Annotated in this window: 14 protein-coding genes; 11 read left to right on the forward strand and 3 right to left on the reverse strand. The window is 71.3% G+C overall.

The genetic code is table 11. The features are described from left to right. Positions 1-122: 122 nt before the first annotated feature. Entirely contained in the window at positions 123-1,481 is a 1,359-nt protein-coding gene (locus AB0C15_RS01750) for a hypothetical protein (RefSeq protein WP_357347604.1), read from the forward strand. On the opposite strand, the gene AB0C15_RS01755 is transcribed toward AB0C15_RS01750, so the two are convergent. Beyond that, a complete protein-coding gene (locus AB0C15_RS01755; RefSeq protein WP_357347606.1) occupies positions 1,460-3,448 on the reverse strand; it encodes a hypothetical protein in 1,989 nt (662 codons plus the stop codon). The genes AB0C15_RS01750 and AB0C15_RS01755 overlap by 22 nt on opposite strands. 213 nt (positions 3,449-3,661) lie before the next feature. Between AB0C15_RS01755 and AB0C15_RS01760 the strand changes: the two genes are divergently transcribed. Then, positions 3,662-5,146, forward strand: a complete 1,485-nt coding sequence (locus AB0C15_RS01760; RefSeq protein WP_357347608.1) for a S8 family serine peptidase — start codon at positions 3,662-3,664, stop codon at positions 5,144-5,146. 67 nt (positions 5,147-5,213) lie between these two features. Here AB0C15_RS01760 and AB0C15_RS01765 read toward each other — a convergent pair whose 3' ends face one another. Continuing rightward, positions 5,214-6,797, reverse strand: a complete 1,584-nt coding sequence (locus AB0C15_RS01765) for a ricin-type beta-trefoil lectin domain protein (protein WP_357347610.1) — start codon at positions 6,795-6,797, stop codon at positions 5,214-5,216. Between the two features lie 206 nt (positions 6,798-7,003). Between AB0C15_RS01765 and AB0C15_RS01770 the strand changes: the two genes are divergently transcribed. The 4 genes from AB0C15_RS01770 to AB0C15_RS01785 all read left to right on the forward strand — a co-directional run bounded on the left by AB0C15_RS01770 (position 7,004) and on the right by AB0C15_RS01785 (position 11,260). Beyond that, positions 7,004-8,665 carry a beta-1,3-glucanase family protein gene (locus AB0C15_RS01770; protein WP_357347612.1) on the forward strand — a complete coding sequence of 554 codons (1,662 nt, stop codon included), beginning with the start codon at positions 7,004-7,006 and terminating at the stop codon, positions 8,663-8,665. Positions 8,666-8,837: 172 nt separating this feature from the next. Continuing rightward, positions 8,838-9,407: a sigma-70 family RNA polymerase sigma factor gene (locus AB0C15_RS01775; RefSeq protein WP_357347614.1), complete on the forward strand. Its 570-nt coding sequence runs from the start codon at positions 8,838-8,840 to the stop codon at positions 9,405-9,407. 100 nt (positions 9,408-9,507) lie between these two features. Further along, a complete protein-coding gene (locus AB0C15_RS01780; protein ID WP_357347616.1) occupies positions 9,508-10,416 on the forward strand; it encodes a zf-HC2 domain-containing protein in 909 nt (302 codons plus the stop codon). Between the two features lie 154 nt (positions 10,417-10,570). Beyond that, positions 10,571-11,260: a hypothetical protein gene (locus AB0C15_RS01785; protein WP_357347618.1), complete on the forward strand. Its 690-nt coding sequence runs from the start codon at positions 10,571-10,573 to the stop codon at positions 11,258-11,260. Positions 11,261-11,281: 21 nt separating this feature from the next. Here AB0C15_RS01785 and AB0C15_RS01790 read toward each other — a convergent pair whose 3' ends face one another. Next, positions 11,282-12,058, reverse strand: coding sequence for a lytic transglycosylase domain-containing protein (locus AB0C15_RS01790; RefSeq protein WP_357347620.1), 777 nt, complete (start codon positions 12,056-12,058; stop codon positions 11,282-11,284). Between the two features lie 216 nt (positions 12,059-12,274). On the opposite strand from AB0C15_RS01790, the gene AB0C15_RS01795 reads away from it, so the two are divergent. The 5 genes from AB0C15_RS01795 to AB0C15_RS01815 all read left to right on the forward strand — a co-directional run bounded on the left by AB0C15_RS01795 (position 12,275) and on the right by AB0C15_RS01815 (position 15,501). Then, on the forward strand, positions 12,275-12,814 hold the full coding sequence (locus AB0C15_RS01795; RefSeq protein ID WP_357347622.1) for a DUF6668 family protein: 540 nt from the start codon (positions 12,275-12,277) through the stop codon (positions 12,812-12,814). Positions 12,815-12,864: 50 nt separating this feature from the next. After that, positions 12,865-13,131, forward strand: coding sequence for a hypothetical protein (locus AB0C15_RS01800; RefSeq protein ID WP_357347624.1), 267 nt, complete (start codon positions 12,865-12,867; stop codon positions 13,129-13,131). Between the two features lie 79 nt (positions 13,132-13,210). Further along, positions 13,211-13,531, forward strand: coding sequence for a hypothetical protein (locus tag AB0C15_RS01805; protein WP_357347626.1), 321 nt, complete (start codon positions 13,211-13,213; stop codon positions 13,529-13,531). Positions 13,532-13,561: 30 nt separating this feature from the next. Continuing rightward, positions 13,562-14,272, forward strand: coding sequence for a hypothetical protein (locus tag AB0C15_RS01810; RefSeq protein WP_357347628.1), 711 nt, complete (start codon positions 13,562-13,564; stop codon positions 14,270-14,272). Then, entirely contained in the window at positions 14,269-15,501 is a 1,233-nt protein-coding gene (locus tag AB0C15_RS01815) for a hypothetical protein (protein WP_357347630.1), read from the forward strand. Before AB0C15_RS01810 ends, AB0C15_RS01815 begins: the two co-directional genes overlap by 4 nt. Positions 15,502-15,550 lie beyond the last annotated feature (49 nt).

Here is a 15,550-nt window from a genome sequence, read left to right on the forward strand (position 1 = left end):
GACTCTTCGCAATGGTGAATGCTGGCCCGAATCCGCTCTCCGGTTGAACCTCCCGGATGCCGCTCCGTAGAAGGGGGCCGAGGCGGAGGGGTGGCGATGATGCGAGGACGTGGAGGGCGGCGGTGTTGATGCGGCGAGCACTGGCGTTGATGCTGCTGACGGTCGGGTTCGTGCTGTTCGCCCCGGCGTTGCCCGCGGCCGCGGTGCCTGACGAGACAGGCAGGTACTACGTGGTCGGGCCGCCGGTCAACGGCCAGCGGGAGTACCTCTACGACGTCGCCCTGCGCACCCTCGGCAACGGCAACAGGTTTCGGGAGATCACCCAACTCAACGTCGGTAGAAAGCAGCCCGACGGTGGCACCTTCACCGACGGCGTTGAGTTGCGACCCGGTTGGCTCCTCGTGCTGCCGCGCGATGCCAAGGGCTCCAGGGTACGGACCGGGGCCCTGCCACCGACCGCGGTGAAGTCCCCACTGCCACGCAGAAGCGCTGCCGTGCCCAAGCCGAGTGCCACGTCAGCCGTGCCCAGCGTTACGACGTCGAGGACCGTTGCCCAGTCACCGACGGTGGCGGTCACGATGGCGGCCCGGCGTCCCTCGGGGTCCGGCGCATCCGACACCGATCAGTTGACGTCCACCCTGATCAGGGGTGGCGCTGGCCTGCTCGCGGCGGTGTTCGCCGTCTTCGCGGTGCTGATGGTGCGCCGGGGAAGGTACGGCGTCCGCGCCGTCGCTCTGGACGACACCGGCCAGTGGCCACCGGAGCGGCACCACACCCCGATCCCCGCCGAGACCGCTGCGGACGCGCCCCCGCCCGCGCCCCCGCCCGCGCCCCCGCCCGCGCCCCCGACCGCGCCGCCGCCCGCGCCGCCGACCGGCCCGCCGTCCTCGCCGCCGATGCCGTCGGGTCCGCCGGAGTCCAGGCCGACGTCACCGGCCTCGGGCGAAGTGCCGTACCTGCGGACGGACCTGCTCAGTGCGCAGGGCCCGGTGTACGTCCAACTGGTCGGGATGGCGAGCCGGCGGGAGACGGCCGCGTACGCCTGGCTCGCCGAGACCGAGCCGGCACCCCCGGCGATCGTGCCGTTGGTGCTGGGCAGCCGGGGCCCGTGGCGGCTCCATGTCGACCTCGGTCAGACCCCCGACGTCCTCACCCTGGTCGGAACCCTCGACGACTGTCAGCGGCTGGCCGCGGCGCTGGCCCGGCGACTCCACTCCGGCGGGGTCGGAGTCGCTGTGGTCGGTGACGCGCTCGGCACCGTGGACCTGGACGGTTACCAGACACTGACCGTCCTGCCGGAGCCGCCGGCCGCCGACGAGCAGTTGCCGGATCCGTGCGTGATCTTCGTTGCCGGTCTGCCGGCAGACACGGCGGACGGCGTACGAGGGCTCGCCGCCGCGACCGGCGGACGCTGCGTGCCGGTGGTGATAGGCCCGGTTCCCGGCAGCCGGTGGTCGGTTCAGGTGGGGACCAGAGGCTGAACCCGGGTCAGTACGGCGGGAAGGGGCCCGGCCTCCGTCCCCGGCAGCCGTCGCCAGGCGTTGTCCTGAACGACGAACGCGCGGCGGACCTGGACACGTTCGTACGAGCGGCTGCCCACGATCAGCTCCACCCCAGCGGCGCGGAGCCGTTCCGCCTGGCTGTGCACCCGGTCGAGCGGAGCGAGCATCCCGGCGGTCGATGTGACGTTGATCGTGCGGCCGCGGGGCACCCGGACCTCCAACAGGAGCCGGCCGGGCCGGGCCGGCGGCGCCTTCCGGTAGAGACGCAGCCAGCCGCGCGGAAGACGGCCGCCCGACGCCGGCACGAGGACGTACGCCCGACGACTGCCCACCTTGGGCCAGCGGCGGACATCGTTGGGCAGTCCTGCGATTGTCCGGGCCCGCGACGAACAGTGGATGCGCAGCACGCCGTGCCCGCACTCGGCCGTCGGGAGGAGCCGACCGAACTGGTACGTGCGGAAGCCACCGAGCGGGGACACCCGGTCGAGTCGCGCCGCCGGTAGCAGATAGGCGTCGTTGACTCCCCGCAGATGCTGGAGACGCGCGGGGATGTGCGAGCGGAGCGTCGCCATCGGGATCGCGCCCCCGGGCGCGACGCGTACCCGGAGCAGGTAGCTGTCGTCCGGCACCGAACCGGGGTCCAGGAGGGCGATCAGGAACAGCTCCGCGCTCGGCACCCCATCGGCGACCGCGCGGGCGGGGTCTACCGGGCAGACGACGAAGGCCTCGAACTCCTCGGCGTTCACCTGCTGCCCGGGTGGCAACCATGCCGGGCCGTACCCCTGCGTTCGGCGACCCTCGGTGATCAGCTCGGGGCGTGGGAGAGTCGTGGCCGGCACCGTGACCGGCCCCTGCGCCGTGCCTGGCGTGTCGAGGTGCGGCGATGCGATGAGAGGTTTCGCGAGTCGTGGGGACACCGTGATGCTGGGGCGGGCCGACGCTGGCACGAGGAGACCGTCCGGCGTGGCGCGCATCGCCAGCGGGCCGGCGGCGGACGTGGGACGGTGCGCCTGCCACTCGACAGGGCTACCCGCGGGGTCGAGCGCGCGCAGGTCGCGATCGCCGTCTATCAATTCGGCGCTGCCGCCGGGTGGTGGAGTCCAGACCGTGGCGCCGGTCCGCTCGGCGAACTCCTGTGTCTGCTCGGCGAGGCCGCGCTGCGCCTGTGGATCGGAGGGCCAGGTCATCCACAGCCGCAGGTCGCTGCCGTAGAGGGGGAGGTTGCCGAGGAGCGCGGCGAGCTGTTCGCCACCGTGCACCTGCTGCGTTCCGCCGTAGTCCCCGACGAGGAATCCCGTCGCCCGCGCTGTCACCGCGACGGTGACCAGCCCGTCCGAGGTGGCGGTGAGCCGGTGTGCGGTGGCGCGACGGGTCACGAAGTCGGCCCGGGTGGCGAGGGCGAGCCCGGCCGGCAGCGGGAGACCGACCACGCCGATCCGGGGACGAACCACGCCCCGGTCCACCGCGAACCAGCCGGGCAGGGCGGTGGCGAGGTCCGGCGGCTGGATCACCATCCAGTCCTTCGGACGCCGGGTGACCCGGTCCAGCGGGATCGCGTGCAACGGCCCGACCTCCGCTTTCCCCCGGCTCAGGTGCCGGTGTCGAATCTCGGCCCCGTCCGGGCTGACCAGCACGTCGTGCCCGAGCATCCCGGCGACCTCGCTGAAAAGGTCGCCGTTGCGGGCGCCGTCACCGGTCAGGATCCGGACGTCGTCCGCCGATTCCCCGGAACGTCGGACCAGGTCGGCGATGCTCCGCGCGTTGAGGGTGATGCTGGGTTCCGTTGGCACCACCAGCCCGCCCCGCGGCCCGGGCTCCAGCCAGAGGTCGAACAGGCCGGGAATCCGTAGGTGCCTGCGGGGGTCGAACCGGCTGGTGGCCGGGAGCTCGTCAACGCCTCCGTCGATCGTCATCGGCACCGGGTCCACCCGCTCACCACCGTCCATTGGCCACATGTTCGTACACAAGGGTGCGCGGCAGTCGACCGGCAGTCCACGGCACCTTGCGGCCTCGGTACCCTCGGTCCGCCCACACCAGTTCTGCCCACACCACGAAGGTGATGGAACTCAGGTTCAGATTGATTTGAACGAACCGCGCGCTGATCCGCAATAGATGGTGACAGCCGGGCCGGTCGGCCGCGGCGACTGAAGGAGGCACCAGTGCTGGCGAAGCGCCCAACTCTTGCTCGCCTGATCGCGGTCCTGGCGATGGCCTGCTGTGTGATCGTGGCGGCGGCGGGGACGTCGGCGGGCCGGGCGCCGACCCCGGACCCGCAGGCGTATGTCAAGTACTACGTGGTCGCGGCGGAGCATCAGGGCCAGCCGGAGAACCTCACCGAGATCGCGAACCGCTTCCTCGGCGCTGGGGCACGCTCCGCGGAGATCTACAACCTGAACGCAGGGCGGGTCCAGGCGGACGGGGCGGGCCTGACCGACCCGGCCAAGCTCAACCCTGGTTGGCGCCTCGTGCTGCCGTGGGACGCCGCGGGAGAGGGCGTGCAGTACGGTCAGCTCGCGCCCGCCCCGAGGCCGACCCGGCCCGCCCCGAAGCCCGAGTCCACCGGCTCGCTCTCCCCGAAGCCGGGCCCCAGCACGTCGTCGGCCGGGCCACCGAGCGGCAGCGGCACGCCGGCCGGCTGCACCACCACCGCCGGGTCGAGTCGCCGGTCCAACTGGGCCCAGCTGCGGATGGCCGCCGATGGGGCCTGGGACCTGAGCCGGGGCAACGGTGTCATGGTCGCGGTCCTCGACTCCGGAGTCGACGGCAAACTGCCGCAGCTCAGTGGCCGGGTCGCGGTCGGCGCGGACGTCACGGTCGGGAACGGGCGCGGTGACACCGACTGCCTCGGTACCGGCACCGCGATGGCCGGCATCATCGCCGCCAGCGCCGGCGGCGACAACACCCCGGCCGGCATCGCGCCGGACGCCACGATCCTGCCCATCCGGATGGTCGGAGACTCCCCGCGCGGGCGGGCCATGGACGCGGCGAACGCCATCGAGGTGGCGGTCAGCGCGGGTGCCTCGGTCGTCGCGTTGGGCTCCCACGTCGACCTGGGCGACTCCACGGTGGTGGCCTCGATCACCACGGCCTTGAACCACGACGTTGTCGTCGTGGTGGGGGCGCCGACGAAACCCGTCACGGTCCCGGCGGGCGGAGAACGGTCCGCGACAGGGGCCCTGCTCCTGGCCGGCGGTGTCGGTGCCGACGGGCAGTTCGCCGAGGAGTACCAGCCGGGGACTGTCGAGGTCGTCGCTCCGGGCATCGACGTGGCGACTCTCGGGACCGGTGACACCGGCGTGCTGAGCAACACCGGAACCCAGTACGCGGTGGCATTCGTGGCCGGGCAGGCGGCGCTCGTCCGGGCTGCCTACCCGGACTTGACCGCCGTGCAGGTGGAGGAGCGCATCCGGAGCACTGCCGACGCGATGCAGGAGGGGAAGGCGGCCGACCGCTACGGCGCAGGAATGATCAACCCGGCTGCCGCTGTGGCTCGGCAGCTCGACGAGCGGCAGGTGGCAGACGCCCAGAGTGCCGAGGGCGGCGGCGGTGGTACGGCACTCGTTGTCCTGCTCGGCCTCGGGCTGGTCGCCGCCGGTGGTGTCGTCTTCGCGACGCGCATGCGCCGTCGCGCGAGCGGCGGGTAGCGGTCTGCCGCGCTCCTCCTGACGTTCCGACGCGGGTACCCGGACAGTCCGCGTACCCGCGTCGGCGCTACCGCCAGGCCCAGATCTGCTCGCGGTTCTGCACGAAGGTCCAGACGAGCAGCGGCTTGTTCGGCACGTTCACGTTCGCGTCCAGCGCCTTGCGGCTGTGCAGGTTGAGCACGCCACCCATGTTGTTCATCCGCCACACCTGGGTCGGGCTTCCGTCGCAGGCGGCGGTGTAGACGGCGGTGCCGTCCTGGGTGGGGCCCTCGGCGAGGTCCATGCAGAGTCCGGCGGCCCGGAACGTCCCGTCGGCCAGGACCGCCCACCACTGGGTCGGGTCGTCGTCGTCGCACGTCCGCAGGGTCATCCGCGTCCCCACGTCCGTTCCGTTGGTGCTGACGCAGAGCTTGCTCAACGGGTGGTAGAGCTGCCTGGTGCCGGCGGGGCGGACGGGTGGCTCGGACGGCGTCGGCGGGGGCGGCGGGTCACCGGCCGCCGGCGTCGGCGTGCCCGGCCCGGCCGGCGTCGGGATGACCGGCGTGGCCGTCGGCGGCGCGGGCGGCGCGGGCGGGGGCGGGGGTGTGGTCGTGCCGACCGCGAGCCGTCCGTCGAGTGCGTAGAATTCGGTGAGCGTCTTCACCGACTTCAGGAACGCCTTCGTGCCGGCGTCCGGGACGCCCCCGCTCTGTCGGACCGCTGTCGGCCCGCTGCGGTAGGCGTCGAGCGCGAGCAGGTAGGGGTCACCCTCAAGCAGAGACAGCTCCCCGGTCATCGCGCACATCGCGGTGCCGACGGCGGGGATCGCGACAGCAGGATCCCAGGCCGAGGCGTCGCTGGGGCCGTACGTCTGCCACACCTCGGGGAGGAACTGGGCGATTCCCCGCTGGCCGAGGGGCCCGAGCAGGTTCGGGTCGAACCCGGAGAGCGCCATCAGCTGTGCCGCGACAGCCGGGGGAGTGACCCCCTGGCAGACCGTACCGGCCCGGACGACCAGGTCGACGTACTCGGCCGGGACGCCCTTGGCGTCGGTCGCCGGCCCGGTCGGCGCGGTGCCGCCCGGCCCGCCGAACTGGGACCGCTTGCCGTAGTACGCGGCGTAGCCGCTGACCTCGTCGACGTAGTCGACGGCGTCCGGAGGCACCCCACCGGACGTGGTGACCGATTCCAGGTTGCTGTGGAAGGCGGCCACCGACAGCCGCCACGGGTCACCGGAGACCTTGGCGAGCCGCAGCTTTCCGCTGTAGTCGCAGACCTGGTGGGCCAGCGCCACGATGTTCGCGGCGCTGTCCGAGCGTTCCGCGTTCGGCCACGGCTTCCAGAGCTTCCAGTCCTCGTTGTCGAGGCCGGCGACGCCGCTACCGCCGGAGGCGGTGTCCGTCGCTCTCGGGGACAACTTCGACTCGGCCATGAGCTGGCCGGCGAGCCGGGCCGGCGTGAGCATGGGGCAGGATCGGGCCGCTGCCACGATGACCGCCAACTGGTCGTTGGAGACCGCCTCGCCGATCATCTGGTCGCGGGCCGAGGCGACGCCCCAGCTGATCGCGGCGACGGCCGCGAAGACGACGGCCAGGCCAGCGGCGGCGGCAGCCACGAGTCGGCGCGGCGCCCGGCTGAACCAGAGCCGGATGGTGCGGGGATCGGTTGTCACGGGCCATCCCTTTCGGCGTGGCGGCATCACTCTCGTGACGGATCAGCTGCCGCTTATGTTCACCACACGACCACGAATCCAACAAATTCTGTCTCGCCGGTCATTGAACCGGAGGGGGGTCCGCACCGTGGACGTGGCTGTCTCCGACGGTTCGGCGCCTCGATGCGCCGCGCCGCCCAGCATGCCGATCGATGGAGGTGGGTCCTTTGCTGACCAGACGAAAGATGCTCGGAATGGGGCTCGGGGCTGCGGTGGTCGGGGTGCCGCTGGTGGCGACACCGCTGCTGGCACGGGCCAGGGCCGAGGGCGGACTGCCACTGACCGTGGTGAACAGTACCGGCCGCTACCCGAACGACTCGATCCACATGTACATCACCGGCTACCACCCGGAAACCAGGGAGATGGGCTACGTCCGAAGCCCGGGGACGTTCACCCCGGCCTCGTTCGCCGACAACGGCCCGGACGGCTTCCTGGACCTCGCCATCCCCCTCGCCGGCTCCGGGGCGACGTCGTTCGTCCTACCGATGCTCGACGGTGGCCGGGTCTACTTCTCGATCAACGGGCGGCTGCGGTTCAAGGTGGTGGACGGCGGTGGTCGGCCCATGTTGCAGGAGCCGGCGGGAGCCGTGGACGGCGATCCGAACTTCGCAGTGTTGTGGGACTTCTGGGAATTCACCTACAACCCGAACGGGATGCACTGCAACACCACCATGGTGGACATGTTCAGCATCCCGATCTCGACCCGGCTGGTCGGCGCGGGTGAGCACACCGCCGGGAAGCTCACCGACGGCGGCCGGGACGCGATCTTCGCCGAGGTGGCCCGGCAACCTGGCTTCGAGCGCCTCATCATCGGTGACGGGCTTCGCGTCATCGCACCTGGGCACGGCATCATCGCCGGTCGCTTCTCGCCCACCTACCTCGACGGCTACATCACCCAGATCTGGGACCGGTACCGCGGCACCGACCTGCGCGTCTCCAACGAGTTCGGTGCGTTCACGGGCCGGGTGCGCGATGACGGGAGGCTGCACTTCGACGGTGGAATCACCCCCTTCGACCGGCCCACCACGATGGACGTGCTCATGTGCAACGGCACGTTCAGCAGGCCCAACGACGCCAGCGGCAAGGTGGCCGCGGCCCTGGCTGCCGGGTTCAACAGGTCGGTGCTGGACCGGCCGTACCAGCCCGTCGACGACCGGGCGGCCTTCTACCAGCACCCGATCACCAACCACTACTCCCGAATTCTGCACAACCACTCCGCGAACGGCCGGGTGTACGGCTTCCCCTACGACGACATCGTCGGGGACGCCTCGTACATCCAGGACTCGGCGCCACGGGAGGTGACGATCACCCTCACGCCCTTCGCCGGGGGTGAGGCGTCGTACCCGATCGCGCAGCCCCCGCCCGCGGTGCCGGCGGCGGTGGCGACGGGTGCGGTGGCGACGGCGGCCGTCGTCGGCCCGACCCGCGTCGCCGATCAGGAGATCGCCGCCGCCGGCTTCGATCGTGGGTACGGCGTACGGCGGGAGCCGTGCGGTGAGGGCGGCGAGAACGTCTGCGCCGTCGCCAACGGCGACTGGGTCGCCTACCAGGGAGTCGAGTTCGGTGACCAGCCGATGACGCAGTTCGTCGTCCGGGTCGCCTCAGGCGCCGGGCTGGGTCTCTCCGGGCTGGTCCAGGTGCGCCTGGGCAGCGAGACGAGTCCGCCGATCGGGACGATCGCGGTGGCCAACACCGGCGGGTGGCAGCAGTGGTTGACCATCCCGGGAAACATGGCACCGGTGACTGGCCGGCACGACGTGTACCTCACCTTCGCCAGCGGCCAGCCGCTGGAGTATCTGAACGTCAGGTGGTTGCGCTTCGCACGCTGAATCGGTTCCTCCACTGTGGACCTTTGCCCGACCCTCCACCATCGATCAACCGCTGGCCGAAACATGACGAGCGGTTGGTGCGGCTATCCTCCCCGGAGAGCGCCCGGCCGACGGCGGGCGAGGCGGCGGTGCGGTCGTACGGGTCCATCCCGTACGTCAGGGGAGGCGGTCGGTGTCGGCGGTGCACAACGAAGCGCTCGGCCCGTGGGCTGCGGACTCCGCCGCCAACGGCCCCTCCGCTGCCGAAGCTCTGATGCGGCAGATCTTCGACCAGCACCGGGCCCCGCTGCTGCGGTTCCTCACCCGGCTCGTCCTCGGCCAGCGGGAGTTGGCCGAGGATCTGGTGCAGGAGACGTTCCTGCGTACCTGGCGGAACCTGGACACGCTCGCCACCGACCCGCAGCGGATCGCCCCGTGGTTGTACACGGTCGCCCGGCACGTGGCCATCGACGCGATCCGGTCGCGACAGGCGCGTCCGCAGGAGGTCAACCTGCCGGACCTCAACCGGATCTCCTCGACCGAGGACGTGATGGATCGCGTGGTCAGCGCCCACACGGTGCAGGTGGCGTTGAAGCAGATCAGTCCGGAACACCGGCAGGTGTTGATCGAGATGTACTACCGGGGGGCTTCCATCGCGGAGGCGGCGGAGCGCCTTGGGATACCCGAGGGTACGGTAAAATCCCGTACGTACTATGCGGTTCGCGCGCTGCACGCGGCGATCGGCTCGACGGAGTCGTCGTGATCCCGGCCCGGCCGTCCCGACCTCGGCCCGTTGACCAGCCCGCAAGCCGTCCGGTGGTCCCACCATCGGGCGCGGTGTCGACGCGTTGAGGAGAAGCGTGATGGGTGCAGGCGGTGAGCACGCCACGGAGGAGCAGTCCAGGCTCGCTCTCTACCTGCTCGGCGCCCTCGACGAGGCCGAGCGTGTGTCGTTCGAGGAGCACCTCGCCGGTTGCTGGGACTGCCTGAACGAGGCGACAGCGATCGGGGCCTCGACGAGCGGTCTGGTGGGTCTGGCCGACGTCGACTGGGAGCTTCCGCCCGAGGCCGCCGCACCGCAGGCCCCTGCCCCGACGACAGGTGCCGAGCCTGCCGAGCCGGTGTCGGCGGCTGACCCGGTGGCGACCGTCGATCCCGCAGCGATCGCTGCGCCGCTGGGGGCCGACGGCCCGGCCGGCGGCACCGTCGTGCCCGACCCGGCGCGCGGCTCAGGTGATCGACCAGGTCGTGGTCCGGCCGGGTCGGTTCGACCCACCGACGCGCGGCCCGGTCGGGATCGTGCGCGCGGTGCGCGCCCGGATCGTGGCCCGACCACCGATCGCCGGGGCGCTCGTCGGTGGCGGGTCGTGGGCGGCGCGGCCGCCGTGGTTCTCGGACTGGCCCTCGCCGGTGGGGCCATCATGGTCAACGTGCTGGACGGCCCCGACCAACCGGTGCTCACCGCCACAGGTGAGGCACCCGGCTACGGCGCGAGCCTCTCCGTCTCGATCAACACCGACGACAGCGACCGCTCCACCATCCGGGTCACCGTCACCGGCCTACGGCCGGGGATCCACTACCGGCTCTACGCGGTGACCCGCGACGGGGCCACCCACACGGTACGGGACTGGATGGCCTCCAGCGGTCCGCAGGAGGTGACCGGCGAGACGTCGTTGCCGGTCGACGAGTTGGCCTTCATCACCGTCGGGACCCGCGACGGTGCCGGGATCGTCACCGCCCCGATCATCCGGGGCGCCGGCTCTCCGCGCTGAACGAGGTGAACCCGCGTACGGGGTGAGCCGTAGTGCCCCGGACAGCGGAATCCGACGCTCGCCCGGAGGTGCCACCATGCCCGAGGTAACACCCGCACCGCGACGTGACCCACAGTGGTCGCCACCGCCCCGCCATTCCGAGGCGGATCACCTGATGGACGTCAGCGCCGAGACCGTGGCGCTCGTGACACTGGGCAATGATCTGCAGATGATCGTGGATGGCCGAATCAGAGCTGGTCAGCACCTGTCCCGCTACGAGATCGAGGCGATCGAGTTCGTCAGGGACAGGCTGGCCCGTCTGGAGCCGAAGACGCCTGAGCAACCGGCCGTGGCCGGCCCGGCCGCGGCGTCGACCACACCGAGCCCCGCTGAGCGAGAGGGGAACGTTCATTGGCACGACGAATTCCTCGACCTCCTCGTGCGGGCCGCCAGGAAGGTCAAGGTCTGGATCAGGGAGCTGGAGGACGGACCGGACCAACCCGATCGGGCGTCCACGGCCGTGCCGGGCATTCCACGTCCGCTCGACCCGGGGGAGGTGCGGGGCCTGGGCGGCATCGACCCCCGAAGCGATCTGTACCGGCGTTCGAGCACGCGGTTGGGGGAGTTGCTCGACCAGAGCCCGGCCCTGCGGGCGCTCTGGTCGAACGGCCAGCTGAACACCGTGTCGAGGCACCGTCCGCCGCAGGTGATCAGACGGGCCAACATGCGGGAGGCCGCCGCCGCCGCCCTGGAGTCCCTGCGCGCCGATCCGACGTCCGCGCTGAACCGCGCTGAACGTCGGAACCCGCCGCACCTGCCGCCGCACCTGCGCACGCGAGCTGTGCCGCGGCCGGCGACACTCTGACGGCGTACCCCCCGCACTGACTCAGGTGGGGCTGGCGGACGGGAAGGAGGGCGGTGGGCCGCCGAGGCCCTGGTACTGGCCGAAACGGGCCCGAACCTTCGCCACATAACCCTGGGCCTCGGCGGTGGCCGGAATGCCACCTGCCTCGCGTACGGCAACCATGCCCTGGTCGTACGCGACAAGCGCCAGGTCGAGAGCGCTGCCGATCGCCTCCCCACTGTCGATCAGCCCCTGTGCCTCGTCTGCCAGGGCGCACAGGTACCGGCCCTGCGCCATGATCGAGTCCTTCGGGTCGAGGGCGGACGTCTTGTCGTTCTTGTCGGTGTCCTTGCCGTGCCGGTCGAAGGCGGCGGGTGGCAGTTGTGAGATGCCCAACTCGCCGTCCGTGCCGACCTTCGCGCCATCCCAATCCGACTCCACCTCGATCTGCGCCGCGATCACGATCGGGCCGATCGAGGTGCAGAGGGTGCCCGCGTCCTCGATCGTGTCCGCCAGGAGCACCGGCACCTGGGTCCGATCCAGGGTGCCCTTGCCGTCGCCCTGGAACGCGGCCAGCGACTCGTCGGCCCGGTCCCAGGCGTCGCCGCTGTCGCTGCTGCCCGGGTTGGTGAACAGGATGATCAGCACGATCAGCGGGAACAGCAGGACGCCGAGTCCGCCGATGATGAGCACCGCCCCGGCGACGACGACGGCGGCGATCGGGCTCATCAGACAGGTGGTGGCCGCGGTGATCGCCGCGCCGACCAGAACCGCGTAGCTCTTCTGCGAACCGCCGTCGTTCTTGCTCGAACCGCTCATGTCCACTCCCTCGGGATCGTTGGTGCGCGAAAAATGTCGAACCCGCCTTGAACCCGGGGCAGGGGACCGCCGTAGAGGCGTCCGTCATCCGGTCCGGGGTCGCCGGTCCAACGGGACACAGCAGCGTGTGGTTCAACGGCGGCGGCCGGAATGCCGGCCGGACCGATGGCCTCGGACGTCGACAGCGATGCGGACAGGAAGGGGGTGGTGATTCGGATGGGCGTCTCATCAGCGGTCGGTACGGCACCGCGCGTACCACCGGGATCGGCCGGTCCTGCGGTGACCTACGGCGGCGTCGCGGCCCCGCGGCGAGCCCTCTCCGAGCAGGGGGTCGGGTGGATCGCGGCGCACGGCGGTGCCGGGACCACCACGCTCACCCGGATGCTCGGCGGGACCGATCTCGGCTGTCGCTGGCCGGACGCCGCGCTCGGGGAGCCGGCGACGGTGCTGCTGGTGGCGCGCACCAACGCCGAGGGCATGGGTGCCGCCGGTCGGGCGCTGAACGCGCTGCGCGAGGGCCGCCACCCGCCCGACATGCGGCTGACCGGCCTGGTGCTGGTGGCGGACGCGCCCGGTCGGCTTCCCCTGCCGCTCGCGCGCCGGATCCGGGTGCTGCGATCGATCGCTCCGGTGCACCGCGTGCCGTGGATGCCCTCCTGGCGACTGGGGATCCCGCCCAGGCAGGTGCCGAAGGAACTGTCCAGCCTGGCCGGTGTCGTCGGTGCCGGCCGCGAGCGGCCCGGGAGCAAGCGGTGATCCACGTTGCCGGAGCGCCACATGGCGTGCCGGCGCCAGGACGGGGGCCGATGCCGTCGCTCGCGCCGCTGCCCCAGTACGACCCGCTGGGAAGCGGCGGACTGGAGCCCCTGCTCAACCTGCTCGCCTGGGCGGTCACGGCCACCAGCGTCGCCGGACTGATGATCGTCGGCATCCTGATGATGCTTCAGCTCAATCGAGGCACTCCGGGTGAGGAGAGCGCACACTTCCGCAGCTTCACCATCGTCATGTTCGCCTGCCTGCTCGGCTCCGGTGCCGGACCGCTGGTGACCTGGTTCGGCGACCTCGGACTCTGACCCCCTCTTTCCTGTTCATCCGAATCAAGCCCTACCCATGCGGTCACTTCGATGACCCACGCCCAAGGGAGATGCACCCATGCACCTGACGGACCTTCCGTACATCCTCGCCGCCTCCATCTCCACCCGCGTGCCGGAACTCCCCGGGCCCGTCGCGGGTGTCTTCGACCCCAAACCCGGCGCGCCGGGAAAGCTGAAGGAGCTCGTGGACCTGCTGCTCGGTCTGATCGCCTGGGCCGGCACCGCGGCCGGTACCGCCGGGGTGCTGATCACCGGGGTCATGATGGCCATCTCGATGAAGCGGGGCGAGAGCTCGGAGCACATGTCCCGGCTGGGCATGGTGCTCGGCGGCTGCATCCTGGTCTCGGCCGCCGGCCCGCTCGCGGACTTCTTCCTCTGACGGTCGACCGGCCAGCGGACGAGAGACATCATGTTCGGCAACAGCAGGCGGCACTCCGGCGAGGATCCGCCGTTCTGGCGGCAGCAGGGGTGGATCCTCTCGGTCGCGTTCATCGTGGGTTCGGCCCTGCTCGCCGTGGCTATCGGCGTGACGGGTCGTGGCGGGGCGTCGACAGGGTCCACCACACAGGGCGAGGCGACGACGCCACCGGTCCCATGCGCGTCCGGGGTGCCGGCAGCACCGACATCGACGGTTCCTCCCGAGGATCTGACCTGGCGGGTGCTGGAGAGCGGGAAGCGGATACCGATCTCCGCGAGCAGCGGCCCGAGAGACGCCGACGGGCAGTTCCTGCGGTGTTTCACGCACACCCCGATGGGCGCGGTGTTGGCCGCGCATGTGGTCCCGACCCAACTCGGCGAGCGCGGCTGGCGCGCCACCGTGGACCACCAGGTGATGGCGGGAACCGGTCGGGACGTCCTGGCGGGACGCCTCGGCTTCGCCACGCCCGGTACCGGTGGAGGGCACGGCAGCTATGTCGGCTTCCGCGTGGTGACGTACTCGCCGGAGGCCGCGCTGGTGCGGTTGCTCGTCAGGACCACGGCCGGGCAACACGTCGCGACCGACGTCGACCTGCGGTGGGATGCCGGCGACTGGAAGGTCCAGCCGTCCCGGGTCGGTGAGGTGCGTACGCCGTCGGAGACGGTCCTGGCGAACGCGGGTTTCACCATGTGGACGAAGTGAGAGAGGGAGACATGGACTGCGCTCCCGGAGACGCGCTCGACAGCGGCGGTACGGGCTTCTTCGACTTTCTCGGCGACCCGATCGGGACGCTCATGCGGATCGTGGCGAACATCATCCTGGCTGCGGCGATCAAGATCTTCGGGGAGCTGAGCGAGTCGGTGCCGACCCTCGGTCCCGGCTTCAGCGAGAACAGCGCCGGCGTCCCGGGGCAGATCAGTGACCAGGTCGAATGGATCGTCACCTACCTGGCCATCGGATCGGTGCTCTTCGCCGCCGCCAAGATGGCGCTCGACCGGCGGGGCGAGGCCGGCAAGGTCGCGATCCAGGGCTTCCTCCGGGTCATCCTGGTCGCGGGCGCCGGCACGTACGTCGCCGCCAATGTCGTGAAGCTCTCCGACGACTATGCCGACCACCTCTACCAGAGCGCGGCGCTGAATCTCGTCAAGAGCGTGCCGTGCATCGACCTGGGCACCACCACGGAGGCATTTCTCCTGCTGTTTCTCGCCTTCCTGCTGCTGCTCTCGGCGATCGTGCACGTCCTCATGCTCTACATCCGCCTGGGCGTGGTGACCATGCTGCTCGGCACGCTGCCGATGGCGGCTGCCGCCTCCATGACGAACTGGGGTACCGGGTGGTGGCGTAAGCACCTCGGCTGGCTGATCGCCTGGCTCATCTACAAACCCGCCGTCGGTCTGATCATGTTCTCCGGTGCCGCGATGATCTCCGAAGGTAACCGGACCAGTCTGGCCCATATGCGCATCGCCGGTGTCGGCGTACTGCTGCTGTCCGCGATCGCGATGCCCGCCCTACTCAAGATCATTGTCCCGGCAACGGCAGCCCTCGGCACGAGCGACCCATCCGGCGCCGCTGCGTCCTCCGTGGTGGGTGGTGTCGCCTCCGGGGCGAAGAAGGTCGCCGGCTCCGCGATGTCCTACAACGGTGGGAGCGGTCCGTCCGGTGCGCGCGGCGCAGGATCCTCCCAGGGCGGAGGGGGAGGACGAGGCCCCACCGGTGGCCAGGGGGCCGGCGGGGCCCCCGGGCCGAAGGGCGACCAGGGTGACCGGGGCGCGTCGGGCAGCGGTGCGAGTACGGGGGCCAGCGCGGTCCGGGCGGCCGGCGTCGTCGCCGGGGCCGCCACCGACGCGGCGGTCCGCGCCGGGCGGCACGGCAGGGCCATCGTGACGGGCGCCGTGGACGGTGCCGACGGCAACGCGGGACACAACAACTGAAGGCCGCCCGTGCCCGGACCACGGTCGGGGCACGGGCGGACAGGGCCCT

It is taken from the genome of Micromonospora sp. NPDC048835 (genome assembly GCF_040649995.1).
Classification (GTDB): Bacteria; Actinomycetota; Actinomycetes; order Mycobacteriales; family Micromonosporaceae; genus Micromonospora.